At 54.2% G+C, this 23,860-nt stretch carries 24 protein-coding genes; 17 read left to right on the top strand and 7 right to left on the bottom strand.

Features of this window, described 5'->3' with window-relative positions; genetic code table 11:
• Nucleotides 1-112: 112 nt before the first annotated feature.
• The 4 genes from LA756_RS17610 to LA756_RS17595 all read left to right on the top strand — a co-directional run bounded on the left by LA756_RS17610 (nucleotide 113) and on the right by LA756_RS17595 (nucleotide 2,878).
• A complete protein-coding gene (locus tag LA756_RS17610) occupies nucleotides 113-1,060 on the top strand; it encodes an ABC transporter ATP-binding protein (RefSeq protein WP_224436034.1) in 948 nt (315 codons plus the stop codon).
• A 1-nt stretch (nucleotide 1,061) separates the two neighbouring features.
• Entirely contained in the window at nucleotides 1,062-2,102 is a 1,041-nt protein-coding gene (locus LA756_RS17605; protein WP_224436033.1) for an ABC transporter permease, read from the top strand.
• A 218-nt stretch (nucleotides 2,103-2,320) separates the two neighbouring features.
• Complete coding sequence (locus tag LA756_RS27355; RefSeq protein WP_369123632.1) at nucleotides 2,321-2,557, top strand: transposase; 237 nt, start codon at nucleotides 2,321-2,323, stop codon at nucleotides 2,555-2,557.
• Nucleotides 2,558-2,620: 63 nt separating this feature from the next.
• A complete protein-coding gene (locus tag LA756_RS17595) occupies nucleotides 2,621-2,878 on the top strand; it encodes a hypothetical protein (RefSeq protein WP_224436032.1) in 258 nt (85 codons plus the stop codon).
• Between the two features lie 148 nt (nucleotides 2,879-3,026).
• Here the strand turns inward: LA756_RS17595 and LA756_RS17590 are convergent, their stop codons facing one another.
• A complete protein-coding gene (locus LA756_RS17590) occupies nucleotides 3,027-3,896 on the bottom strand; it encodes a late promoter transcription accessory protein (RefSeq protein WP_224436031.1) in 870 nt (289 codons plus the stop codon).
• A gap of 226 nt (nucleotides 3,897-4,122) precedes the next feature.
• Here LA756_RS17590 and LA756_RS17585 point away from each other — a divergent pair, with 226 nt between their 5' ends.
• From LA756_RS17585 to LA756_RS17555, 7 genes are all read left to right on the top strand, one after another.
• The gene (locus LA756_RS17585; RefSeq protein ID WP_224436030.1) at nucleotides 4,123-5,211 is read left to right on the top strand and encodes a hypothetical protein; all 1,089 of its coding nucleotides are present in this window, start codon (nucleotides 4,123-4,125) and stop codon (nucleotides 5,209-5,211) included.
• A 167-nt stretch (nucleotides 5,212-5,378) separates the two neighbouring features.
• Nucleotides 5,379-6,782 carry a leucine-rich repeat domain-containing protein gene (locus LA756_RS17580; protein WP_224436029.1) on the top strand — a complete coding sequence of 468 codons (1,404 nt, stop codon included), beginning with the start codon at nucleotides 5,379-5,381 and terminating at the stop codon, nucleotides 6,780-6,782.
• Nucleotides 6,779-8,059: a hypothetical protein gene (locus LA756_RS17575; protein ID WP_224436028.1), complete on the top strand. Its 1,281-nt coding sequence runs from the start codon at nucleotides 6,779-6,781 to the stop codon at nucleotides 8,057-8,059. Before LA756_RS17580 ends, LA756_RS17575 begins: the two co-directional genes overlap by 4 nt.
• Nucleotides 8,052-9,101 (top strand): hypothetical protein, encoded by a 1,050-nt coding sequence (locus LA756_RS17570; protein ID WP_224436027.1) that lies wholly within the window; start codon nucleotides 8,052-8,054, stop codon nucleotides 9,099-9,101. Before LA756_RS17575 ends, LA756_RS17570 begins: the two co-directional genes overlap by 8 nt.
• A 209-nt stretch (nucleotides 9,102-9,310) precedes the next feature.
• The gene (locus LA756_RS17565) at nucleotides 9,311-10,321 is read left to right on the top strand and encodes an SPFH domain-containing protein (protein ID WP_224436026.1); all 1,011 of its coding nucleotides are present in this window, start codon (nucleotides 9,311-9,313) and stop codon (nucleotides 10,319-10,321) included.
• Between the two features lie 116 nt (nucleotides 10,322-10,437).
• Nucleotides 10,438-11,346, top strand: a complete 909-nt coding sequence (locus LA756_RS17560; protein WP_224436025.1) for an SPFH domain-containing protein — start codon at nucleotides 10,438-10,440, stop codon at nucleotides 11,344-11,346.
• A 12-nt stretch (nucleotides 11,347-11,358) separates the two neighbouring features.
• Nucleotides 11,359-11,778, top strand: coding sequence for a hypothetical protein (locus tag LA756_RS17555; protein ID WP_224436024.1), 420 nt, complete (start codon nucleotides 11,359-11,361; stop codon nucleotides 11,776-11,778).
• 8 nt (nucleotides 11,779-11,786) lie between these two features.
• On the opposite strand, the gene LA756_RS17550 is transcribed toward LA756_RS17555, so the two are convergent.
• Nucleotides 11,787-12,467: a hypothetical protein gene (locus tag LA756_RS17550; RefSeq protein ID WP_224436023.1), complete on the bottom strand. Its 681-nt coding sequence runs from the start codon at nucleotides 12,465-12,467 to the stop codon at nucleotides 11,787-11,789.
• Between the two features lie 185 nt (nucleotides 12,468-12,652).
• Between LA756_RS17550 and LA756_RS17545 the strand changes: the two genes are divergently transcribed.
• Nucleotides 12,653-14,224: a glycosyltransferase family 39 protein gene (locus tag LA756_RS17545; protein ID WP_224436022.1), complete on the top strand. Its 1,572-nt coding sequence runs from the start codon at nucleotides 12,653-12,655 to the stop codon at nucleotides 14,222-14,224.
• Here LA756_RS17545 and LA756_RS17540 read toward each other — a convergent pair.
• Nucleotides 14,221-15,522: an enolase C-terminal domain-like protein gene (locus LA756_RS17540; protein ID WP_224436021.1), complete on the bottom strand. Its 1,302-nt coding sequence runs from the start codon at nucleotides 15,520-15,522 to the stop codon at nucleotides 14,221-14,223. The two genes, LA756_RS17545 and LA756_RS17540, sit on opposite strands and share 4 nt — an antisense overlap.
• 495 nt (nucleotides 15,523-16,017) lie before the next feature.
• Between LA756_RS17540 and LA756_RS17535 the strand changes: the two genes are divergently transcribed.
• The 5 genes from LA756_RS17535 (at nucleotide 16,018) to LA756_RS17515 (ending at nucleotide 20,072) form a co-directional block, all read left to right on the top strand.
• Nucleotides 16,018-17,025 (top strand): DUF1559 domain-containing protein, encoded by a 1,008-nt coding sequence (locus LA756_RS17535; protein WP_224436020.1) that lies wholly within the window; start codon nucleotides 16,018-16,020, stop codon nucleotides 17,023-17,025.
• Nucleotides 17,022-17,468 (top strand): hypothetical protein, encoded by a 447-nt coding sequence (locus LA756_RS17530; protein WP_224436019.1) that lies wholly within the window; start codon nucleotides 17,022-17,024, stop codon nucleotides 17,466-17,468. The genes LA756_RS17535 and LA756_RS17530 overlap by 4 nt, the downstream gene beginning before the upstream one ends.
• A gap of 212 nt (nucleotides 17,469-17,680) precedes the next feature.
• Nucleotides 17,681-18,211 carry a DUF2569 domain-containing protein gene (locus LA756_RS17525; RefSeq protein ID WP_224436018.1) on the top strand — a complete coding sequence of 177 codons (531 nt, stop codon included), beginning with the start codon at nucleotides 17,681-17,683 and terminating at the stop codon, nucleotides 18,209-18,211.
• Between the two features lie 422 nt (nucleotides 18,212-18,633).
• Nucleotides 18,634-19,596: a DUF1559 domain-containing protein gene (locus tag LA756_RS17520; RefSeq protein WP_224436017.1), complete on the top strand. Its 963-nt coding sequence runs from the start codon at nucleotides 18,634-18,636 to the stop codon at nucleotides 19,594-19,596.
• Nucleotides 19,597-19,682: 86 nt separating this feature from the next.
• Nucleotides 19,683-20,072, top strand: a complete 390-nt coding sequence (locus tag LA756_RS17515; protein ID WP_224436016.1) for a hypothetical protein — start codon at nucleotides 19,683-19,685, stop codon at nucleotides 20,070-20,072.
• A 56-nt stretch (nucleotides 20,073-20,128) separates the two neighbouring features.
• Here the strand turns inward: LA756_RS17515 and LA756_RS17510 are convergent, their stop codons facing one another.
• The 4 genes from LA756_RS17510 to LA756_RS17495 all read right to left on the bottom strand — a co-directional run bounded on the left by LA756_RS17510 (nucleotide 20,129) and on the right by LA756_RS17495 (nucleotide 23,830).
• Nucleotides 20,129-20,830, bottom strand: a complete 702-nt coding sequence (locus LA756_RS17510) for a hypothetical protein (protein ID WP_224436015.1) — start codon at nucleotides 20,828-20,830, stop codon at nucleotides 20,129-20,131.
• Nucleotides 20,831-21,033: 203 nt separating this feature from the next.
• A complete protein-coding gene (locus LA756_RS17505; protein ID WP_224436014.1) occupies nucleotides 21,034-21,906 on the bottom strand; it encodes an EF-hand domain-containing protein in 873 nt (290 codons plus the stop codon).
• An 84-nt stretch (nucleotides 21,907-21,990) separates the two neighbouring features.
• Entirely contained in the window at nucleotides 21,991-22,701 is a 711-nt protein-coding gene (locus LA756_RS17500) for a protocatechuate 3,4-dioxygenase (protein ID WP_224440402.1), read from the bottom strand.
• Between the two features lie 235 nt (nucleotides 22,702-22,936).
• Nucleotides 22,937-23,830 carry a hypothetical protein gene (locus LA756_RS17495; protein WP_224436013.1) on the bottom strand — a complete coding sequence of 298 codons (894 nt, stop codon included), beginning with the start codon at nucleotides 23,828-23,830 and terminating at the stop codon, nucleotides 22,937-22,939.
• Nucleotides 23,831-23,860: the final 30 nt, after the last annotated feature.

Here is a 23,860-nt window from a genome sequence, read left to right as displayed (position 1 = left end):
TTGGTGTCCTCGTAGCGATCTTCATGGCGGTGGTTTTCATTCTCTGGAAGCCAACGTAGAACAGTGACTGCGTCAGCCATTCGCCCAACCCCGCCGCAATCAAGGTTCGTCGATGCCCCCTACGATTCGTTGTCATAACCTTGTCAAAACCTATCCCGGCAAGCCGCCGGTCGAGGCGGTGCGAGGGTTGGATTTAGAAGTTCATGCTGGCGAATGCTTTGGGCTGCTGGGTCCCAATGGTGCTGGGAAGACGACCACGATCGAGATTCTGGAAGGGTTGCTGAAACCGACCAGCGGTGAAGTCGAAGTGCTCGGCAAGCAGTGGGGCAGCCGCGAAGAGGAAGAGATTCGGCAACGGATCGGCATCTCGCTGCAAGAGACTCGGTTAAGCGAGAAGCTGACGGTGAAAGAGACGATCGTGCTCTTTCGCAGCTTCTATCATCAAGGGATCACAGCGGACGAAGCGCTCGATCTGGTTTCGCTGAACGAAAAAGCGGACGCACGTATCAAGAACCTTTCTGGCGGTCAGAAGCAACGGCTCGCGGTGGCTTCGGCATTGGTGGGCGATCCTCACTTGGTGTTTCTCGACGAACCAACAACCGGGCTCGATCCGCAATCGCGACGGCAGCTGTGGGATATCGTACGAGATTTGCGCGATGGCGGCCGTACGATCATGCTGACAACTCATTACATGGACGAGGCGGAACGGCTGTGCGATCGCGTCGCGGTGGTCGATCAAGGGAAAGTGATTGCCCTGGGAACGCCGCGTGATTTGATTACTCGGCTGGGCGGAGATCAGGTCATCGAGTTCCGCGTGAATGAAGAGAGCCCCGTTCCTGCGCACGAGTCGTTTGCCCAATTGCCAGGCGTGCAGTCGACCCATGACGACGCCGGAACAATCGTGCTGCATGTGCAAGAGTTGCATGCCGCGCTGCCGGCGGTGATGGATAAGCTGCGTAGCGAACAAGCCCAGTTAGCTCAATTGACAACGCGCCAGGCAAGCCTGGAAGATGTGTTCGTCACGCTAACTGGTCGTCACCTGCGAGATGGAGGAGAGTAACATGGCCTGGTCGATCCGTCCTCTGACGCAGCTGGTGATTGCTCGGCTGAAAGAGTTTTACCGCGAACCGGAAGCGGTGTTCTGGGTGTATGGCTTTCCGATCATGATGACGGTGGCGCTGGGGATCGCGTTTCGCGAGCAGCCTGAGCAGACGTTTCGTGTCGAAGTGATCGGACCGCAAGCGGACGTGGCCCGCACGGCGCTCGGGGAAGACGCTCGTTTTCAGTTGGGCGACAGCGACGAAGCGGCGGCAAAGGAGCGACTTCGCACCGGGCGAACCGACTTGGTCGTAACCGCTACAGAAACAGAAACGTATGACTACTTATATGTGCCCACACGACCGGAAAGCCAACTGGCACGGAATGAAGTCGACTTGATGCTGCAAACGGCGGCCGGACGCGTCGATGCCGCCGAGGTGACAACGACCGTGCTCGACATGCCGGGGGGACGTTACATCGACTTCTTAGTTCCAGGCCTGTTGGGTATGGGGCTGATGGGTGGCGGACTGTGGGGTGTCGGCTTCGTGACGGTCGACATGCGGATTCGTAAATTGCTGAAGCGGTTCCTAGCCACACCGATGCGCAAGAGCGACTTTCTTGGGTCGCTGATGATCAGCCGGCTGTTGTTTATGGTGCCGGAAGTGTTGCTGCTGCTGATCTTTTCGTGGCTGGTCTTCGGCGTGCAGATAGCCGGCAATCCGTTGACGCTGTTGCTGTTCATTTTGCTGGGTGCGGTCAGCTTCGCCGGGCTGGGTCTGTTGATTGCCTGCCGCGCGAAAACGGTCGAGACGGTTTCGGGACTGATGAACCTGGTGATGCTGCCGATGTGGGTGTTGTCGGGCATCTTCTTCAGCCGCGAACGCTTCCCCGAATTCCTTCAGCCGGCGATCCGCTTGTTGCCGCTAACCGCCCTGAACGATGCCCTGCGCGGCGTCATGCTGGAAGGCATGGGGCTGTTCTCGCTGATGCACGAAACAACCGTCCTCGTCCTGTGGGGAGCCATTTCGTTTGTCGTCGCGTTGAAGTTCTTCCGCTGGCAATAACGTACCGTTCGCCTTAAACAAACTCAGGGTGCGAATCGTGCATCATGCGGCAGGTCGTGCTGGGGTCGGTACCGAGTTAGCGTAGGGTCCGCTGTGCGGACGCAGTTAGACGTTGTCAAAATCAATAATTGCTCGCTACTATTTCGCGCTGCTAAGCTTAACTCGACACTGCTATCTGTTTTCAACTTTATTCCACGTTCGCACAGCGGGCTCTATGGATGTCGAATTATCGTCGTGCCAAGATTGCGGGTGGAATGTACTTCTTCACGGTAGTGACAGAGAATCGTGCCCCTATTTTTCATCGCGAACCCATCGCTCGAATGTTAGGTCGGATCATTCGCGAGGCCCAGCGTCGTTGGCCATTTCGGGTACCTGCGGTTGTTCTTCTGCCCGATCACTTGCACGCGATCTGGAGTCTGCCCCGAGGCGATTTTGCGTATTCAATGCGTTGGTGATGGATCAAAAAAGAATTTACGCAGGCCTATTTGAAAATAGGAGGAAGCACGCAGCCCGTATCGATGTCCCAGCAAAAGCATCGGCGTGCTGGCGTTTGGCAAAGAAAGTTCTGGGAACGCTCGATTCGTGATGAGGAAGAGTTCGCGGCTTATCTGGACTACATCCATTGGAACCCCGTCAAACATGGCCATGTTCAATCACCCAGCCAATGGCCTTTCTCAACTTTCCATCGCTGGGTTGCCAAAGGACAATATCATCCAGATTGGGGCACCATTCCGCCTGACATACAACGTTTCAAAGAACTTTCTACTGGCGAATGAGGTTTGAATTACGGACGCGATATTATTAGTGAAGCGACTGAAGTTGGCTGACGTCATTCACCTACCGAATCGGCTGCTTGACGTTGCTCTGTTGGCTTACTTTTGCCACGGCGTCCGCACAGCGGACCCTACAAGTCTACCGTTCGCCCTAAACAAACTCAGGGTGCGAATCGTGCATCATGCGGCAGATCGTGCTGGGGTCGGTACCGAAGTGGTAGAGGGTTTGGTTTGGGTAGTCGATCACGACAATCTGCGACAGCGGCGGCATCAGTTCCTGGAAGACATCTTCCGGCAAGTCCATGCAGTAGCTTAACGCCGCCTCGCGAAGGTTGATTCCTTTCTCCTTCACGTTCAGTTCAATCCATGTGGTCAGCATGAACTGGAAGTGAACGAGAAAGTCGGTCGCGGGGTTGTTGGGATGCATTGCCAGGAACACCCCTTCGGTCAGACCCATCTCTTGGGAATAGCTCGGCAGGGCGTCGGACAAGTTCCAACGGGCATACAGCTTGTACTGCAGCGACGCGGTGTCATGTTCGTAGCAAGGCTGCATATGTTGGGCGTAAAGCCGATCGGCCACCGTTGGATTGGCCATGTCGGCATTGGTCAGCAAGTGGGCCCACGTGAGGAACTTGCCGCCGACACTCGCTTCGTAAGTGAACCGATCCCACTGAATGTTTCGCACACGCGTCAACGGAACTTCGCAGTGAGTTGGCAGCGTATCGACGATCAGCTGATTGTGCTGCGGGATCGGAGCGTTCTCGTACAAGTCGAGAAAACGCTCGGTCAGAATATCGATCGGCATCGGCAAGTAGCGGCGATTCAAACAATGCCGCAGGACGGTTCGATCGCGCATTTCCGGTTCAGGCATAATGCGCTGGGCCTGGGTCAAGTCGCCCAGTTGATTGACTTCCTCGAAGCACATCGCGCGGATCTCTTCGTCGAGACCTTCCAGCGGTTCTTCCAAACCACGGTAAAGCAGCGCGAGGGCATCCAGCATTTGGCTTTCGATGTCGATCATGAAGAGAACTCTTTTCGGCCAGTTCGCGGCAGACTTCCTCGACGGCCGCGGTTCAATCAGCAGTGTTCGTTGATGCGAAACGCTGGGAAACCTTAGGTCACACGAATAGTCCGGGGGAGAAGCAAACCACAAAATCTTCGCGGACAATCATCACATCCGGTACGATCAGGACTATCTCGATGTCCCCCGCTGCTGTGGTTTTCCCGGTCCTTCGTCTACCAAGCCAATGCCCCACACGTCAGAGCCCTCTGCGAAACCACGCCGCCGTTGGCTGAGCTTCAGCTTTCGCGGGCTTTTGATTGGGATGACGTTGGTCTGTTTGTTGCTCGGTTGGCTGGGGCGGCACTATGTGCAGATGATCGAAGAGAACGCGATTGTCGACGAAGTGATGCAAAGTGGCGGGCAAGTTTATTACGACTACCACAAGCGTTCGCAGCAGCTCGGCGAGCCCCAAGATCCGGCAGGGCCGAAGTGGCTGCGCGACTTGTTGGGCGAGCATCTCTTTTCCAGGGTAGAAGCGGTCGAGATCTTCGCCCAAACGAAAAACGCCGAAGAAGCCGCCGCGGACGTCGTCCGACTGAAAGGATTGACCCATCTGAAACGGGTCGCCCTGGGAAATGTTCCGCTGGGCGATCCGCAAATCGAAGTTCTCCGGCGGATGCGAGAAGTGCGGCTGATGCAGGGACAAATATCAGCCGAACAGTTCGCAAAGCTGGCCCAATCGCCGTCGCTGCAAGCGGTGTGGTTAAGAGTCGAAGCGATGGACGACCGGCTGCTCGCTTCGCTCCCGACGTTTGCCAACTTGCAGGAACTGCATCTTTCATTTCTCAACGGTCGCTACGACGAACACTCGATCACGCGGCAAGGGATGCAGGCAATCGGAGCAATGCCGCATCTTCGTCGGCTGCGGCTGGAAGCATTGCCGGACGAGGGCCTGAGACATTTCGATCAGCTAAAGACGCTTACGCAGCTCGAAGCGCTGGCGATCGAATATGTCCCGATCAAAGACGATCATTTTACAACGATCTCTCAATTTACTTGCCTGAAGCATTTATCGATTCGACCTGACTTCCAATCGAAGTTTCGCGACCAAGGTTTCACCAAGCTGCAAGCACTTAAGCAGCTGGAAACGCTGGAACTTCCCCAAGCCAGGATCGGCGACCGCTCAATGCGAACCATCGCTCGATTGCCGAAGCTAAGGGAGTTGTCGATCCGCGGCACATGGATCACCGACACCGGTTTGGCCGAGCTGAAAGATCACCCATCCCTCGAAGCGCTCGACTTACGCGAGACCCGAGTGACCGACCGCGGGTAGCTGCCGCTGAATAACGTGGCAACATTTCGACACCTCTGGATTCGACCTGACTGGGGCGATGCGGTGACGATGGATTGCTTAGTCGAAATGAGATTCCTAACCCCCACCCAAGCCAAAACCGATCATTCGATGTACTTCGTGCGGAACCGTCCCAAGGAGAATTCGCCATGAACGACACGATCGAACAAAAGCCCCGTGCGAAACGCCGCTGGCTGAGCTTTAGTATTCGAGGGTTGTTGATATTCACGCTGCTGATTGCCGTTGGCGTTGTGTTACCGATCAAGTGGCGCGAACATGATTTGGCTCAATATCGCGTCGAGGAAGATGTTGACTCGAAGATTGATTTAGCAAATGGATGGACCTTTCGACCGCGACTTCGCAAAGCAGATCCGATTACTTGGAAAGAGTACCCGAGCCATCTTTGGAAAAGGACGATGAATTGGGGCCATGACGAGGATTTGTACCAAGACATCGAGAGTGTCCATATGCCATTGGAAGAGTTGGTTCGGCTTGGTCCCGAGTTGCAAAAATTGCGTTCGCTAAAGAGTATTCATCTGTTCATGGAAAACTCGGATGACCATGGGGCACCGATTTTGGAGGAAGAACTTGAACTGTTAGCGAGTCTGAAAACGTTAGAAATGATTGATCTGAGTGGCGTCGCGATTTCCCCAGCCCAATTGCGAAAGCTAACCGTACTACCTAACGTGACGTGCATTAACTTTCCAATGTCACGGTCGAGCTTGCCCTATTTGAAAGTGCTTTCTGACTTTCGAAAGCTGGAAACGATCTCCCTACATGATGTGCCGATAACGAGGCAAGCGATTGAAACTTTGGCAGGCTTTGAGCAACTTCGTAGTCTTTCGTTTCATTATTGGAAACAGAAGGAGACGACCGAGGAAGTCGAGGCGATTGGAGAGCTGAAGCAGTTGACTAGCTTGTATGTTTGTAATTATTCATACAACGATCAATGGTTTCAGACCGCTGGGAACTTAACATCGCTCCGCAGTCTGCACCTCTCCTTTCATTCAGAGACAGATCGCGCCCCAGGAGAGAATTTCCATCAGCTTTCGAACTTGACTCAACTCGAGAATTTGACGATCGATGGAGTTCAAATCGATGATGATGCTCTGGCGACGATCGGCAAGTTGTCTGGCTTGAAGGTACTGGCCTGTGATGCAAGCCGGACTACCGATGCCGGCATGAAACACCTGGCCAATTTACCCCAACTGACGAAGGCGAACCTGAGCGGCACGCGAATCTCGATTCATGGCCTACACAAGTTGTCGCAGTCTTCGACGCTCGACGAGGTCTACCTCGGCGGAAGATTTCAGGTCTTTCTTCGCAACCATCGCCAAGTCTTTTGTGGAACGTGTGCCCTCCCATTCGACTTCGCCGACAATTCACAGTTTGATAAGGACAACGCTACATTTTCAGCAATCTTAGCCACACATACAATCGACTCTGAAGACCCCTTCGTCTCGCCTGAAGCTTTGACCGATTTGCCAGACAACTTCGCCGATACAATCAACGATCCCTTCCAGCCATTCAGTGAAGCATCAGACAAGCCATGACCAGTTGTGAAACCAAACCGAAACGGTCACGCCGCTGGCTGAGCTTTAGCATTCGTGGGCTGTTGGTAGTCGTTACGTTGCTGTGTATCGCGCTCGGTTGGATTGGGAAAGATATCGTTCGGATGCGGGTGGAGCAGTCGGTGGTGGACGAACTGACGAAAGCTGGCGGCGTCATTATTTCGTACGACTACGAACGAAAAGAAGGAAGCCTTGCACCAGGGTTTGGCCGTAGGGGAACACCTCCGGGCAATGCGACGCTGCGGCGTTGGTTTGGCGATCATCTGTATGCCAGAGTCGATTCAGTTGGTTTTGGCAATCCGCAGCAAGACTACAACGAACAAGTTCGATTGCTGCCGCATCTGGGGGACTTGCGTTATGTCCATCTCGGCTGGTTCCATTTAGAAGACGAGTCGGCCGCGGAGCTGGCGAAAGTACCGCGACTACGGCATATCTGGTTTCATCAAACGGCTGTTACGCCCCAGCAGTTCGAGATCCTCGGCCAATCGGAATCGCTCCGCGAGATCAGTCTTTCCGGCACCACGGCAACCGACTTCAAACTGCACCAAATCGCCAAGATGCCACGCATCACTAGTATCCGCACGAATATCGGTTCCGTCACAGACGAGGGACTATCGGCACTGGCGCAGATGTCCCAACTCGAAAAGCTCTCGCTCGATCACGCCACGTGGGTCACCGATGAAGGGATTGCCCAACTGGCCGAGCTGAAACAGTTGAAAGTCTTTCACACAAATAGTGTGCAGCTCACCGACCAGGTCCTTAAAACCATCGGAGGTTGGCCGCAGTTGGAAGAGCTTTCGATTGGTCTAACGCCGGAGTCTTCGGAGTCGTTGGATACGAACCTGAGGCATCTTGCGAAACTGAAGCAGTTGAAGAAACTGACACTCTTTCGCGCGCAACTTACCGATCATTCGCTGGAAACGATTGTAAAACTGCAAGAGCTTGAATCGCTGACGCTTTCTGACAACGAACTTACCGACGCCGGCCTGGCCACGCTCAAGCAGCTTCCTAAACTGAAGACTCTCGGCTTGTGCGGTAACTTCGTGACTACCGAAGGACTCCAACAGTTGGAAACCTTCCCGGCACTCGAAACCGTGGTCATCAGCGAAGATGTTAAGCCGCCGAAAGATATCTCCAAAACGCTTCAGTTCGTCAGCGGACCTCCTCGCCTAGTGCCGACACAGCCAACAGGCGATAAAGATAGAAGTCCCAAACGTTGGATAGCTTCTCCGAAAAAGAGAGACTCAAGCGATGAGTAGCGATGTGCAACCCAGTGCGAAATTACGTCGCCGTTGGCTTACGTTAAGCCTGCGCGGGCTAATGATCTTGGTGCTGTTGCTTTCGTTGCCGATGGGCTGGATTGCCCGAGATGTGGTCCGGGCTCAGCGCGAAGCGAATGTAATTTCGGCCATAGAAAACGCCGGCGGGTTTGCCTCGTTTCAGTATCAAAGTGTGATCAATTTGAGCGAGACCCCGGAACCGCCGGGACCTTGGATTTTGCGAAGGTTGTTTGGGGATCATCTGCATGCGCACATCGATTACGTCTCGCTGTACGAACCGGAAGGTGTCGACTCCATCGTTCCGCAGCTCGTTCATTTTCATCGGCTTGAGTTTCTCTCGTTGCCGGAGGCACCGCTTAACGATCGATCGGTCGAAGTCATTTCTCAGCTACCGACGCTGCGCGAGCTGGATCTTTCGAAGGTAGAACTGACGATCGAGCAAATGAGGGTCGTTTTGAAGGCACCTCAGCTGAAGTCGATTTGGCTAAGCAACGATCTGGCATCGGACGAGGTTTTGGAACTGCTACCAACTTTCGCTCCGCAGTTGGAAGAAATAAATCTGGCTGAAACGACGATCACCGACGTAGGAATGCATTCGCTCGGTCGACTACCGCATCTGACGTACGTAGATATTGAAGGAGCTCCTGAGGTCACCAACCGAGGTCTCGCCTCGCTGGCCGATTGCCAAAAGCTGGTATCGTTCAACGCTTCGGCGACATCGATCGATGAAGGCTGCCTCGATACGCTGCAAAAGCTCCCACACTTGGATGATGTTTCGATCGACCCGGATGAGTTGGACGTTGCGATCTATGAATGGGGAATGATGCGGCTGGATACTCTTAAGCCGGTGCGCGTGCCGGAATTTCTCTTTCCCATTTGCGGAACATGTGGCGGGTTTCAACCGAAGAGGAACGGCCCCAGGGTCGTAAACGTGCGTCAAGGATATATTACCGTGCGTCGCTACGACGAAGACCAAGTCACTGATATCGAACCGTCGCCGCAAAAAGTTTTTCTTCCCTAAGATTCCCCAACTGCCAGCGAATAACTGGCCTCAGCTGCGTTAACTTTCCGCGCCAAGCGACGGCCACGCCTCCGTAAACAGGCCCTACAGAGGGGACAACCGTTGCAAGTGGAACGAGACGCAGTACGATTCAATGCGCATCGTGCTGACGCGGTGCTATTGTTGGGGGGACACCTGATTTTGACCATGACATCGAAGGGGGAAACTGCATGGGCTGGTTGACTATGTTCTTCATGGGGCTCGCGTTCGGGCTCATGATTTATGTCTTTTTCCGCGTCATTTTGACTGCGTTCTATATCATTCCGCCTGATCAGCGTGCAGTGATCACCACGTTTGGCCGTGCCGAGCGATTGAGCGAAGACTTCGTTCAGCCGCTGGACGATCCGAACTTGAGCGAAGACGAAAAGAAACGCTACACCTATCCCAAGGTTCGCGTCGTTGGCCCCGGCGGTCCTTACTTCAAAATGCCGTGGCAAAAAGTGCACAAGATTAGTGTCGCCACACGAAGCGTTGACTTGGTGTGGGACCCGACGAAGAAGCAAGAAACCATCGAAGCGGTCACGAAAGATAATCTGACGACCGGCGTGAACGGCCAGATCCGATACCGCGTGTGCGAGAACAACTTGTACGCGTTTCTATTTGGTGTCGAGAGCCCGCTGGAACACATCATGGGTTATTTCGTGAGTGTACTGCGTGAACGAATCGCTACGTTCAGCGATCCCAAAGGGGCCAGCTTGCTCGCCAAGCCAGGGGTCGATGACGACGATAACCCTTCGAGCGTCGACTTGTCGGAAGGTGTTTCGATTAACGACCTGCGAAAGAACTTACCGCTGCTGAACTCTTACATGGAAGAGCAATGCCGCTGCACGCCGGGACGTTACGGAGTGGAACTCGACGCGGCTCTGATTACCAGCATCGATCCCCCGCCGGAAGTCGACCGGGCTTTGTCGGCCATTAACAGTACGCGAAACCAGGTGGCTGCCGATCTAAGCACAGCCCAGGCCGACGCCGAGCAGCAAATCACGATGAGCAAGCGAGCGGTCGACATCGCCTCGAATAATGCTCAAGCCGAAGTCGCGCCACTTCGCGAACTGGCTCGGACACTCAGCCAAATCAAACAAGAAGGAGGCTCGACCGCACTTCAGGCTTACATTCGAGATCTGAAAGTGCCCTTGCTGTCCCGAGCCGTCAGTGTGGTGCAAACGCGAGAAGAAAAGTAAGCGGACGTTTTCAGCGAGAGAGAGGAACAGATTCGCCGCTCCGCGAACTCATCCTTCTCCGCAACTGAAAGCGGAACACTGAAAACTTAAAACGAACTCATTCAAGAGATAAACCCATGTTCTTCTTCGGCATCTTCGTCGGTCTGGTTACCATACCGATTCTTTTAAAACTGGCCACGATGTTTGGCTTGTATGTCGTCGTCAACGAATGCGAAGCCCACGTCTACACGCTCTTCGGGAAAGTGATCGGCACGATCGACGAGCCTGGTTTACACTTGCCGATCTCGAAGTTCGGGCTGGGCGCACTATTGGTTCCATTCTTTGGCAAACGGCACGTCGTCAGCACGGCGTTGCGTCAGCATTACCTTCGCGGTCAGATGGTGAACTCGGAAGAAGGGACCCCAATGGGTGTCGGCCTTTGGTACGAGATGGAAGTCAACGATCCTGTCGCTTACTTGTTCATCAACACGAACCCGGAAGGCTCGCTGCAAGCCAACGTCGCTTCCAGCGCGATCAGCACACTGAGCAACTTGGAAATGGACAAGATGCTGGAAGACCGTCACAGTCTGAGCCGTACGGTTCGCGCGACGGTGTCGCCTCTTTCGGAAAAGTGGGGCTATCGGCTGGGCTCGGTTTACATCCGTAAGGTGTTCTTCACCGACATGCAAATGGTGCACAACATTACCGATAAAGTCGTCAAGCGTCTGATTCAGGTCACCAGTGCGATGAAGCAGGATGGTGAGAACCGCGTTGGTTTGATCAAAAGCGAAACGGCTAAAGAAGTCTCGCAGAAAATGGCCGAGGCCGGAGCGATGCGACCTGACATCGTGGGTAAAATGCTTAACGAGATCAGCAAAGGCGACCCCGAAATCCTGGAGTCGGTGCTTGAGGTGATGGAAACCGAGAAGCTGCTGAACTCGAAAGCGGAAGTCAGCATCATTCCGCGCGGATCGAACGTGATGTTCAACTTGAACAGCGGCAATGGAAAGTCAGGTGCCGCGCAGTACGTGCAAGCGGACACCTAAGCGGAGCAAGCGATGAGCAACGATCCCTTTCGACACGAAGCGGTCCGTTCGTCCGATGGTTTGAGTGCAGTCACGATCTTCAAACTGTTGGCCGGATCGCTGTTGGTGATCCTTGGCGTGGCGCTGGGCATTTACGTGGCGAATATCGCGATCGAGTTGATCTACAGCAAAGAACCGGCCCCGCTGATCGAGCAGATTACCGATATGGCCGCCGAAAAAGTCGCCGCCGAGGCAGCCAATCAAAACGTACAAGAGATCAAGCTGGCTCCTGATCTCCTGAAGACCGTCCTGTTAGTGTTGACGTTCTTCCTATTGATCATTCCGACAACGGTGGCTTCCATGCTTTTGAGCGCCGGCGTCAAGCTGATGCAGGGGGAAGCGAACGAAGCGATCGCGATGCTGGCCGAACGACTGAAAAAGCCGGACGTCTAATACCTCGCTTAATCGTTCGCACTCGTCGGTATCGTTGGCCATTCCGCAAAGCCACTTTGGTTCAACACCACGCAGTTGGGAAGACGTTCTTTCAGCTCTTGAACCCCTTCGTCGCTGATCTGCGAGCCTTCAACAACCAGCCAAGCCAGGTTCGGTAGCGAACAAATGTCATCGATTGCGGCGTCGGTGATCTGCGTGTTACGGATATCGAGAATCGCGAGGCTTTGAATCTTGGCGATCTCGCGCATCCCAGCATCGTCGACAGGACTCAGCAGCAATCCGAGCCATTGCAGGTTTGGAAACGACTGCAGCGATTGGCAACATGTTGAATCGACAGGGCAATCCAGCAATCGAATTCGGCGCGTTTGTTGAAGCGAGTTCGCCATTTGCAGGACACGCTGCGGATCGTCGTGGCCATCCAAATCGAACGTCGCCACGCTGTACAGATAATCCCTACCGAGTCGATTTTCTATCCAGGGGGAATACGGTCGCTGTTGGACCGGCGCAAAGTTGTCCGCATATTGCCATTCCCACATCAGCCCGAAGCATCCCTCGTCGATCAGTTCTCGCGTGACATTCACTTGATGCTGGGCCCGATAGACACGGTTGAGATGCATCGCCGGCAAGATCGACGCCACGGCGACCACGCTAAACAGCGTTATCAGTCGGAATCGAAACAGTCGCCGCATTGTTTTGACCATGACGTCGCAGGAAGAAGTGCTAGCACCACCCAACCATTTGGCGGTGAACTTTCCCACTTAACGTAACGAATCGGCCGATGGTTCGCGATCAATCTTTCCCTGGCAGCATGCACGTGGTACCTTTTCGTCCGAATTTGGACAGCACTCCACTAATCACGGATAAGACTCCACGGATGGACATAGACGCTTCGCATTCGGTATGGACCCGATGGTTCTGGCTGTTTGCGCTGACGCATGTCATCGTTTGGTCATTAATGCCCATTCTGACTGCTGCGAATGCTCCACTCGATACGATCGAGATGATCTATTGGGGCAACCAGTGGCAGTGGGGATACTACAAACATCCGCCGCTGCCGGCATGGTTGGCCGCGGGAACAAGTCAATGGTTCAGCGACCCTGCCTGGTCAACTTATCTCGTTGCGCAGTGCTGCATTCTGGCTTGCTTATGGGCCGTGTGGGAAATCGTTCGCGACCGCAACAAACCATGGATCGCGTTGGCTTCGGCAGCACTGCTGGAAGCGTGCGCGTTCTATAACTTCACGACGATTGAACTGAACAACAATATGGTCCGCCGCGGGATGACCGCGCTGACGGTGCTGTTTTTGTACTGGGCTATTACGCGGGGACGAACCGCTTATTGGGCCGCGGCAGGACTGTTTGTCGCGCTGGGGATGTTATCGAAGTACGACCATGGAATGCTTGTGCTCAGCCTGGTCGCCTTCGCGGCGATTCATCCACAAGTTCGTAAGTTGTGGAAAACGCCTGGTCCTTATGTCTTGATCGGCGTCGCACTGGTACTGTTCGCGCCGCATGCGTGGTGGATGGTCGAAAATGATTTCATCACGCTGAAGTACATTCAGGATCGAACCCAAACCGAGCCAAACGCGTGGAACCACTTGTTGATGCCGGCCAAGTTTCTAGGGGAACAACTCGGGGCGATCGCTGGAATCTTACTAGGCTCGATGGCGCTGCTAGGTAGCTTTTGGAAATGGCGAACCGATCTGAGCGATGAAGATCGTTTGACGCGCGATTACCTGGCAACCGTTGTGCTGGGGCCGCTCGCCATTGCGGTGACCGCTTCGCTGTTGACCGGCGGAATGATTCGCAGCATGCTCGGCGCTCCGATCTGGATCTTCCTGCCGGCACTGTTGGTGATGTGCTTCGAGCGTCGTCGCGAAGATGCGGTGATATGTGGACGCATCGCGATGACATGTGCAGTGCTAAGCATTGTTTTCGCGACGGCGGTTGGCGTGCGCAACACGTTTGGCACCGCAATGCGGGAAAGACACCTTCGCGTCGACTACCCCGGCGATGCGTTGGCCGCGGAAGTTCAACGACGCTGGGAAAGTGTTGCCGATGGCCAGCCACCGACGATTGCCGGAGCCTGGTGGCCCGCTGGAAATGCTTCGATTTATGCCGATCGCCCGATCGATGTTTACCCTGAATGCAACGCCCGTTTCGCTCCTTGGATTGATGAAGAAGCGATCCACCGGCAGGGTGGGGTCATCGTGTGGGAGGCTCCTGACATGCAACAAGACGACGTCGACGCATGGCTCGAACGATTCCCAGATGCCAGGGTTCAGCAGCCGATCGAGATCGTGCATCAAAAGGCGCCGCATCTTGCACCGCTGAAGGTCGGCATAGCGATCATCCCGCCGAACCCTTCGCCATTGTCGTCATCGAATCCAGCCATGGCCACCGCGCCGAACGCGTCTCGTGACGGCAATACGACCCAGCGACGCTAAACGCTGGCTTCGTGGATGACATTCGCCGAATCGAGCGTCTTTGGGTTCAATTCAATTCCGAGACCTGGGGCCGAGAAATTGCGGCAACGTCCCTCGGCGATGTCGTAGGTGCTTTGGTTCACGAGCAATTCGCCAGCCAGTTTCCCGGGATCTTGCTCGGCGCGATAGAAATTTGGAATCGCACATGCAACGTGAATCTGCATCAGGAAACCAAACTCGTTGCCCCAATTGTGAGGAGCAATGCGGCTTCCGTGGCCTGCTTCCAACGCCATGTTCGACTCGCGGCGAATCCCCTCGAAGTGGAATGCTCGCATGTCGCCTTGCAGAATATCGACCGTGCCAGACTCGATAATCTCTGCTGCGAGAGGATCGTAGGAATTACGCCAACCTTCGCCGTCGGCGACGAGTGTGTTCAACTTTCGCTCTTGGATGACGTTTTGGATCTTGCGGTAGTTGTCGACGTTGTCTGGAATCATTTCTTCGATGAACGCCAAGTCTAAGTCGCCATGTTCTTGCAGCAACCAGACGACATCTTCCATGCGATAACCGTTGTTCGCATCGACACCAATGCCAAAGTCGGCACCCGCGTGTTCTCGGATTAATTCCAAGACCGCGACGTCCTGATAGTTGCCTGCCAGCCGACTGAGATGCAGTGCGCCGCGACCGATCTTCACTTTCGCGAACGTATGGCCCAGTCGTAGCGTATTGTCCATCGCTTCTTTGATGGCGTCTTGCCAGCCAGCTCGATCGGCATAGGCGGCTTTCGGATGGCGATAAGGCGTGCCGCGGTCGCGAGGTAGAAGCTCTTCGTGATAGATAGAACCATCGTAGACAGGTACGCCTTCTTCGATCAGCGTACCACCGAGTAGCTCGTAGACCGGCTTGTCGAGCGTCTTTCCGGCTAAGTCCCAGAACGATGACGTGCAGATCTTACCATTGACGGCCCCATGATCTCGAAGCAACTGCGAGACCGTCTTACCAACGGCATACTCAACGTCCTGTTGACCGGCTCCCCAGTTGCACGCACCGACGCCGATCTTGCCGTTGTCGCCAAAGACAACCAGGATCGGTTCCCGCCGGACATCCCCTGCGACGCGATACTGAGAGTTCCCTGCGACGAACCGCGGTCGGTTGTACTGCACTTCAATCTTCATTGCCCGGGTCACTTTGACATCGACATCTGGAATCGGCCAAAGATCGGCCGCATGACTTGTTCGCGGAAGCGAACTTCCCAGGCCAATCGCCGAGGCGGCCAAAGCGGATGTCTTCAGGAAATCACGGCGCGAGTGCAGCGGCATGAGTGGGGCTCCAACAGAGATAAATCAGTAAGCAGGTTCGCTTGTGATGATCACCTACCTACAAGCCGCTGGCTATCGAAATCCGGATGCGCTCAGCCCGATTGAGACGCGTTACTCAAAAAAGTGGTCGATCCGCCCGTTTGAATCATCACTGTTGGTTGATGATTCGTGACTTGAGACCATGATTGGCCTGATACAAGAGCAGACAAGGGGCTCTAAGGTCTTGACCGTGAAGATGGACCGATGCCAGCAGAATAGCCAATTATCTACACGTAAACCCTTTACAATAACGCTTAATTCCCCATTAGTGTTCATCTCTGACGAGAAAGATACCTTTTCCAGGGATTTCTGTTGACCCGAATTGTCTAAACGCCGACACTGACAAAAGAACTTTTCCATATTTCTATTCTTTTTCACTGTCGCCTTGTTTGGGCCAATCATCCCCTTGGCATTCCTGCCGGTCCCAATTGACCGAGGCGACTAGGAGTATCCGCCATGTTCTCTAAGAGGTTGGTTGCGGTACCGCGACAATCCCGTGCGAAAGGCTTTACACTTGTCGAATTACTTGTGGTGATCGCCATCATTGGTGTGCTGATCGCGCTGCTCCTTCCGGCCGTGCAGCAAGCACGAGAAGCTGCTCGACGAATGAGCTGCTCGAACAAGATGAAACAGATCGGATTGGCTATCCACAACTATCACGACACCCATCGTCAGTTTCCCGCCGGGGCAATCAGTGGGCATGTTACCTGTGTGAATGGCACGACTCCGTTAGGCGGAGGAGGAGGGGAATGCAATCAAACGTTCGCCCCTTGGACGGTTTTGATTCTTCCTTTCATCGAAGAGAACAATCTGCACGACAACTTCAATTTCACTCGAATCTTCTCGCCATTCAGTTCCAGTTGTAGCTCGCCGAATAAAGCATTTCAGTTTGAACCACTGGAAGCGTACAAGTGCCCATCCGATCCAAACTCTGGTGGTGATGCCCCAACGCTGAATTACCTGGCCTGTCAGGGTGGCGGTGATCCGGCCATCGTCGATGCAGACCTGCATGTGGCCTGTGCGGGAACGAGTAGCCCAACGCGATACTTCTTCACCAACGGGATGTTCTACAACAATTCGACCACTGGTTTTCGTGACGTGACCGATGGGACGACGAACACGTTCATGGTGGGTGAATCGATGTATCACTTCCTGCTCGGCTCGCATCCCGGGATTGCAAATCGCGAGACAAGCTGGGCTTCTGGGCAGTTGGTCAATTCGGTTTATGCGACCCCGATCACTCTTTGCGCGGCGGCGAATCCAATTAACAGTGCAGAGCCTATTTCGACGTCGCATCAACTTTCCGAGATGACGTCGACCTATGGGAGTCGTCATCCTGGCGGTTGTATGTTTACGCTGGGAGATGCCTCGACGCGGTTCTTCAGCGAGAACATGGACCTGGCCGTTTATCGTTCGATGGGACGCCGCAGCGATGGCGGTCCGATCGGAGGTACCACCCCGTGAGCCACCCCACTACGCAAGTTCACTTTAGGCAGGGGCTGCTGTGGCCAATCGTAGCGACAAGCGTTGTCTTGCTCGCTACGATTGGCTGCAGTTCTGCAGATGATGGTCCGAAACGGTATCAGGTTTCCGGCGACGTTATCTACGATGGCAAGCCGTTGCCGGCCGGGAAAATCTTCTTCGCCCCCGATACAGAAGCCGGCAATAGCGGCCCCGGCGGCTATGCCGATATCTTCGACGGCCACTACGACACCAACGTCGGTAGCGCGAAAGGGGTCGTCCCAGGACCGCACACAGTTCGTGTCGAAGGCTTCGACGGGCAGTCCTCCGCCAAGAACGATTTTCATCCCAAGGGAAACATGTTGTTCCCTGTCTACAGCGATGAAATCGATGTGCCGGAAGAATCTTCGCAGCACGACTTCGACATTCCTCGCAAGCCGAAATAGCTTTTGGCTCTGCTAACGGAAATGCGTCCGCGATGTAGGTTCGCAGACGATTCAGGTCGACCTCTAACGATTCGATTCGCTCACAGGCGTTGGTAGTGAGCCACTTTTGAGCAATTTGGCAAATACCGCTTCGAGATGGCCTTGCCGAGGGGTACAATGCGACCCGACTTTGCTCTTCTCTTACCAACAGGAATACACCGTAGGCAAGCTCCATGGATCCTTACAAATCGCCAGCAGAACAAAATGTTGACAGTTACCAGTCAGACAAAACCGAACGGAAAGATCTAGACGGTCTCGGGGGTTGGCTGATCTTAGTTGGGATTGGTGTCGTTCTTTCGCCCATTCGTTTGGCCATCTTGATGCTGATGACGTATCCCGGGATTTTCCTCAGCGATACGTGGGCCAGTCTGACAACGCCTGGCAGCGAATTCTACAGCCCTTACTGGGCTCCGATTTTGATTGGCGAGATTGTCGTTAACGGCTTGCAGTTCGTAGCGTGCTTGTACTTGATGTATCTCTACTTCGGTAAGAAGAAGGCATTTCCGGCCGTGTACATTGGCCTGACTCTGTTTGTGCTTGCGTTTATCGTGGTCGACGCGAATGTCGTGAAGTTGGTTCTGCCGGACGAACCCATCTTCGACGAAGACACTATCAAAGAATTGACCCGAAGCGCCGTATCCGCGTTGATCTGGATCCCCTACATGCTGGTTTCCGAACGCGTGAAAGCGACATTTACTCGTTAGAGTTTGATATATCTCTGATATAACGTCATTGACACGCCTGCGATATACGCAGGCGTGTTTTTGTTTCTTGGCAGTCGAGTTACCCATCGGACTTTGGCGATCCAAAACCGACGATTCAAAATTCGCAATTTGGGCGCGGCCCATTATGCATTTCGGTTATCTTGGGTGTCATCGGTCAACTCCTATAGACTCATAGGCTTTTATCAGGCAAATTTTGTGCGATATCTAACCTAACAAGTCTGCAAAGCAATTTTTGATAATTTTTATTGACCCGATTCGCAAATAAGCGCACACTGTGACTTAACAAGCTCATCATCGGGTCTTTCGCCCAATTTCAACCTCTTCGCAGGCGTTTCGTGCGGCACCGTCGTGTCCGCATAGGTATACACTCTTCTTATATCTATTCTTATCGGAATATCATTATGTCTATGAACCGAACAATCTCGGTCCCCAAGATCCGCGAGCGAGGATTTACGCTGGTGGAACTCTTAGTGGTCATCGCAATTATTGGCGTGCTGATCGCTCTGCTTTTGCCGGCCGTTCAACAAGCGCGAGAAGCCGCTCGACGGATGTCATGCACCAACAACATGAAGCAGTTGGCTCTTTCGTTCCATAACTATCACGACACGTTTCAGAAGTTCCCCATGGCGACGAACTGCAACATCAACGCCGCCGATCCTGGGCATTCGTCGAATCGACGTGTTTCATTCTTTCACTTGATCATGCCGTTTATCGAGCAAACCGCGTACTACGATCAGATCATGCCGCGCGTGGAGAACAACGAGTTTCCCGGCGGCTGGCCGACAAATCTTCGAAACGTGGTCTTCGATGCGTTTGTCTGCCCTTCGGAACCACTGGGGGACAAAGTCGATCAGCAAGGGTTCCACGGAACGTACTTGGTATGCAACGGATCAAGCCATACCGGTAGTGGAGCTCATGTGAGCGATGGGATGTTCTATCCGCGGAACAACACGAGCTTCGCGGATGTTACCGACGGGACTTCCAACACGGCCATGCTTGGCGAAATTCGACTTCAAGTCGATCACGCATCCGCTTCGGGTACAGGCAACGTTGTTTGTGGAGGAACACACGACTTACGTGGTCGATATCACAACCCCTACCACGGCAACATTTACTTCACCACGCTCCGTGCACCCAACACCGATGTCGGCGACCGCCTGCAGTATTGCAACGGAACACCCACCGCTCCGTGCCGAGAATGTACGAGCTCGAACATGGAAACGCATATTCGCAGCTATCACCCCGTCGGCGGACACATTGCACTAGCGGACGGTTCGATTCGATTCATTCCTGAAACAGTCAATCAAACCGTGTTTCAAGCCATTGGTTCGCGGAACGGCGGGGAAGTGGTGGAACTTCCATAACGTTGCCGTTTCTTCACTTTGGCAAGCCGGCTTGTCTTGGGCCGGCTTGCTTTTTTGTTTCAGGCGATTCAAGGGGATTCTTTGTCATGCGTTCGTTGATTTTTGGTTTGTTGGTCTGCTTCACCATCATGGCCACGCTTGGCTGCAATGCGTCCGACGGTCCACGTAAGTATCCTGTTACAGGCACAGTTACCTACGCGGGAGAACCGATTGAGTCAGGGTCGGTCGTCTTCGATCCTGTTGACGGCGAAGGCCCATCCGCGATGGGTGGGATTGAAAACGGCGTTCTTTCGGCCGAAGTAACCGCAGGCGAGAAAGTGCTACGGATCAGTGCCGTTCGTACACTCGACAAGAAAGATCAGTATGGCGAAGCGATCACCGAGTCGTACATTCCTGCCAAGTACAACGGGGACTCGCAGATCCGAGAAACCATCAGCGCAGATGGCGAAAACAAACTGGCGATCGATTTGAAATAGTCACGCCGTATCAAGCAACCCATGAAGTACGGTCGTGAACGTCGATGAGGAACGTCTCAGTGAGATTCGTTCGAGAGAGATAGACTCGAAAAGCGTTCGTGCCAGGTCTGGACTTCGGTGTGGACTTTCTGCATGGCCACTTCGGGGCTTTCGGCCGTGGCCTCGAAACGCTGCGAGTACTCGGACTGACCTATTTTGATAGCCACCGTGCAGTGAAAGCGATAAACCCTAGGCGAGTTCCCCCACGATTCGAGCCGGTAATAGTTCGCTCCGAGACGATCAAGCTCGGCTTGCAGGCTTTGCGTTCCGCTGGTGACAAGCCCCAGTTCTCCGCTTGTCGGTGCCGTTAAACGATCGCTTGGCATCGGCAGGTCACGAATTCGATCTTCTGCAGGAGCTGAGAACGCAGGCTGAGAACCTGGCTGTTGGACGACTTCCGATGGAACTTCATACTGAGCGAGTTGGAATTCTGGCTCGCGAGCCATGGTCGGCTGTTGGAAGTCGGCGACGCGAGTGACAGGAGCCATCGCCGATGGCTCGGTCATTTCTGTTGTAGCAGGGGGAACGACCGGGAAGTTCCCCAAATCACCCCGGGGGGCAATCACGGGAAGCGATGGGGTATCAGCGACCGCTTGCTCTTCTGGCCAGAATCCTTTGAGTGCCCCTTGAACGCCGTCCGGCATGATCGCCAGAACCGGCAGCCCAATCAGAAACAGGAGCACGATCAGGGAACGAATCGTCGTATATTCCGAATTCACAAGCACTTCTCTCGCGTAGGTCCATCTACTCAAGTTCTCTATGGTAAACCACGTGCGCATTCCAGCAAATAGGGATTTAACGTGGCGAAGATAGGGTGCTAGCGCAAAAAAAACCGGCCGTCTGAAATCAAACGGCCGGTCTCCGGAACAGTGTCCTGCGAATCGATCTTTAGTTCGGCACCACGATTCGCAGTCACAGGAGTTTACGCATCGTCATTGTCTTTTTCGCCACGTTCACGATCGCCGCCACGTGGACCACGTTCTCCACCGCGAGGGCCGCGAGGACCTTCTGGGCGATCTCCGTCACGAGGACCGCGGAACTGTGGTCGGCCTTCAGGACGATCGCCACCGGGGCGTCGTTCTCGCATTTCTTTCATCGTTTCGCGTTGTTCTTCGGTCAGAATCGACATGAACTTCTTCTGCATCTCTTCTTGCAAAGCGCGAACTTCGCGGCGTTGCTCTTCTGAGAGTTCAAGACGTTCCATCACGAAGCCTGGCATCATACCAGGGCCCATCATGGCACCAAATTCAGGACGACCTTCAGGACGTGGACCAGGGCGATCGCCATCACGCGGACCACGGTCACCTTCGCGACGTTCCCCATCACGAGGACCGCGGGGGCCACGTTCGCCATCGCGTGGAGGGCCTGGTCGGTCGCCTTCACCACGACGCATTTCCGGACGATCACCATCGCGTGGGCCTCGATTGCCACGTTCGCCGTCTCGCTGTGGACCAGGGCGATCCCCGCCACGACGGCTGAAAGCTTTCGTCAATTCTTCCTTGGTGACAACGCCATCTTTGTCGGCATCGGCACGTTCGATCATTGCCGCACCGCGACCTTCGCCGGCTTCTTCTTTGGTGATCTTGCCGTCGTCGTCTTTATCCATCGCGTTCATCAAACGCTCGATCATTTGCTCTGGATTGAACTCGCGAGGACCACGATCGCCTTCGCGTCGTTCCCCGTCACGAGGTCCGCGCGGGCCACGTTCGCGATCTTGGGCATTCGCTGAAGTCATCGCTACGCCGACAAACATCAGCGAAAGCATAACCAGGGATGTTTTCCAAACATTCTTCATAATTCTGTTCACTCTTTACAGTAAATGGGGAGAAAAGGTTTGTGGGTAAAGTTTGGTAACGTACCCGCGCAGTGAGTTGTCGCTTTACGAATTTCGCGACGGTGGTCCCGGAGGTCGTCCGCCAGGGCCGCGTCCTCCCGGTGGCGGTCCAGGCCGACGCATATCGCGTTCGTCAGGAGTCGCACCGAGGACAATATCGAACGATGCCGCGAACTCGTTCATCTTCGAGTCAGGAATTGGCTTGAAGTCGGTGACCAGCAGCTCACGCTGTTTCGGGTCACGAACATGGGAGAAAACTCCGTCACGCTTGTTGCCTTCAAAACCCCGAATCATCAACTGAGTTGTCAGTAGTTCCTTTTCCCCATGCTTCACTTTGATGTGAATGTGCGGGGCAGGGCGACCAGGGTAAGGGACCGGCTTGATCGTGCGGAAGCGGTATTCTCCTTTGCTCCCGGTGGTAAACCGACCGAAGCCTTGAAAGTTTCGATCTTGTTGATCTTGTTTTTTGCTGCTGTCTCGGGTGTGCAAATAAACCGCGTTAGCATCGCACTGCCAGATCTCGATGGTGGCGTCTTTCATCGGACTGCCACTATTGTCGAGGATACGACCCGTCAAATGGGTAATCTGACCGACCGCTGGCGTCGTGCTGTCTTTGATGATGATCAGGTCGTTATCTTGATCCAGGGGCAATTTATCGGGGTAGAACGGCCCTTCAGTGAGAAACGGAGTTGGATTTAACAGTTCCTCGGCGAACAGCCCCGGCGTGGTAAAAAACGCCGTTCCCATCAGCCCCATAAATGCTCGACGACCGCGACCAAACTTCGAGCGATGATCCATGGATATTCCCTTTTTCAGACAAGACTTGTACCGCGGAGAACGAGCATCCCTCGTTCCCTACAACATTGAACCACGGTAACGAGTCAAAGTTCCGCAAACTACTAAAAAAGCCGTTGTCACGATTCATTAGCAATGCCAGCAAACCAATTAACTCGGGGCGCTGCTCGTCGATCTAGAAACGAAACAAAGCAAGCTACTCGCTGTCGGTTTTCTCGCCACCAAAGAACGGGCGCACGTTAAGAAGTCTCGCCACCGCGAAGGCGCCCCATAGTGTGAAAGTTCGCCCGCCCACGTAAAGCCATCGGCTGGAATGAGAGTCGCCAAGGATACCTCCCTTAGATTCACCCGTGGTTTGCTCAATGATGAACGCAATCAACTGGGTTCCCAGTGCATCCACACAGATAGCAAGTCCCAGTACAAGCGGCGCCACCCACCACCGTTTCGTCAGTCCCCACAGCACAAGCACGGCTGCGGCCAGGGGTGGTAACTTGTACGGTAGGTTCGTCGTCAACCAGTTCCAAAGAACGCTGGAAGGGGATCCGTAGCTGTAGGCGGTTTCCGGGGCATACTCGGTTGCCAGAAACTGGATCATGCCCATGCCAACGGCGACCGTCGTAACAAAGCCGATCAGTCCGAACATGGTGAACCGCCGTTCTCGTGGAGCAAGTTCCTCTGGCGAAGCGAGTTGAATTCGTAGAAAGACGACAACAGGAATGACAAGCCACGTCAGCATCACGATCGAGACTAAATCAATCGCCGGTCGAGCATAGTCTTGGTAGTCGAGCCCTGGCCAACGAAAGCCAGCATTTTGATCGACCCACCAATCTTGCGTCGCACTAAAGAGCATTCGACCGTACGTGTACGCAGCAACATAAATGGCAACACGAAGCCATCCTTGCCAGGTCTTCCAAACAGCGGTCCGAGCGACTAACCACAGCGCGAGTACGACCCCGATTGAGTCCATTCCCCAGGTAAATATCCACAGCGGTCCCATCGTGTCGGACGTCGAACGAGAAAGACACTGCTGAGCCGGACCGATCGCCAAGAGGCAAGTGACAAACAACAAACGGCGGACAATCGTGATCATCGGTCTACCTGAAAAAAGTCAGTCCGACGA

Origin of the sequence: Bremerella sp. TYQ1 (genome assembly GCF_020150455.1) — a bacterium.
Lineage (GTDB): Bacteria > Planctomycetota > Planctomycetia > Pirellulales > Pirellulaceae > Bremerella > Bremerella volcania_A.
Note: the sequence above shows the minus strand (reverse complement) of the source record. Positions and strands in the feature narration are given on the sequence as shown.

What these genes read in the sequence shown, in the direction of transcription:
- LA756_RS17610 (WP_224436034.1), top strand. Translation starts at nt 113, where the DNA reads ATGCCCCCTACGATTCGTTGTCATAACCTTGTCAAAACCTATCCCGGC.
- LA756_RS17605 (WP_224436033.1), top strand. Translation starts at nt 1,062, where the DNA reads ATGGCCTGGTCGATCCGTCCTCTGACGCAGCTGGTGATTGCTCGGCTG.
- LA756_RS27355 (WP_369123632.1), top strand. Translation starts at nt 2,321, where the DNA reads ATGTCGAATTATCGTCGTGCCAAGATTGCGGGTGGAATGTACTTCTTC.
- LA756_RS17595 (WP_224436032.1), top strand. Translation starts at nt 2,621, where the DNA reads ATGTCCCAGCAAAAGCATCGGCGTGCTGGCGTTTGGCAAAGAAAGTTC.
- LA756_RS17590 (WP_224436031.1), bottom strand. Translation starts at nt 3,896, where the DNA reads ATGATCGACATCGAAAGCCAAATGCTGGATGCCCTCGCGCTGCTTTAC.
- LA756_RS17585 (WP_224436030.1), top strand. Translation starts at nt 4,123, where the DNA reads ATGCCCCACACGTCAGAGCCCTCTGCGAAACCACGCCGCCGTTGGCTG.
- LA756_RS17580 (WP_224436029.1), top strand. Translation starts at nt 5,379, where the DNA reads ATGAACGACACGATCGAACAAAAGCCCCGTGCGAAACGCCGCTGGCTG.
- LA756_RS17575 (WP_224436028.1), top strand. Translation starts at nt 6,779, where the DNA reads ATGACCAGTTGTGAAACCAAACCGAAACGGTCACGCCGCTGGCTGAGC.
- LA756_RS17570 (WP_224436027.1), top strand. Translation starts at nt 8,052, where the DNA reads ATGAGTAGCGATGTGCAACCCAGTGCGAAATTACGTCGCCGTTGGCTT.
- LA756_RS17565 (WP_224436026.1), top strand. Translation starts at nt 9,311, where the DNA reads ATGGGCTGGTTGACTATGTTCTTCATGGGGCTCGCGTTCGGGCTCATG.
- LA756_RS17560 (WP_224436025.1), top strand. Translation starts at nt 10,438, where the DNA reads ATGTTCTTCTTCGGCATCTTCGTCGGTCTGGTTACCATACCGATTCTT.
- LA756_RS17555 (WP_224436024.1), top strand. Translation starts at nt 11,359, where the DNA reads ATGAGCAACGATCCCTTTCGACACGAAGCGGTCCGTTCGTCCGATGGT.
- LA756_RS17550 (WP_224436023.1), bottom strand. Translation starts at nt 12,467, where the DNA reads ATGCGGCGACTGTTTCGATTCCGACTGATAACGCTGTTTAGCGTGGTC.
- LA756_RS17545 (WP_224436022.1), top strand. Translation starts at nt 12,653, where the DNA reads ATGGACATAGACGCTTCGCATTCGGTATGGACCCGATGGTTCTGGCTG.
- LA756_RS17540 (WP_224436021.1), bottom strand. Translation starts at nt 15,522, where the DNA reads ATGCCGCTGCACTCGCGCCGTGATTTCCTGAAGACATCCGCTTTGGCC.
- LA756_RS17535 (WP_224436020.1), top strand. Translation starts at nt 16,018, where the DNA reads ATGTTCTCTAAGAGGTTGGTTGCGGTACCGCGACAATCCCGTGCGAAA.
- LA756_RS17525 (WP_224436018.1), top strand. Translation starts at nt 17,681, where the DNA reads ATGGATCCTTACAAATCGCCAGCAGAACAAAATGTTGACAGTTACCAG.
- LA756_RS17520 (WP_224436017.1), top strand. Translation starts at nt 18,634, where the DNA reads ATGTCTATGAACCGAACAATCTCGGTCCCCAAGATCCGCGAGCGAGGA.
- LA756_RS17515 (WP_224436016.1), top strand. Translation starts at nt 19,683, where the DNA reads ATGCGTTCGTTGATTTTTGGTTTGTTGGTCTGCTTCACCATCATGGCC.
- LA756_RS17505 (WP_224436014.1), bottom strand. Translation starts at nt 21,906, where the DNA reads ATGAAGAATGTTTGGAAAACATCCCTGGTTATGCTTTCGCTGATGTTT.
- LA756_RS17500 (WP_224440402.1), bottom strand. Translation starts at nt 22,701, where the DNA reads ATGGGGCTGATGGGAACGGCGTTTTTTACCACGCCGGGGCTGTTCGCC.
- LA756_RS17495 (WP_224436013.1), bottom strand. Translation starts at nt 23,830, where the DNA reads ATGATCACGATTGTCCGCCGTTTGTTGTTTGTCACTTGCCTCTTGGCG.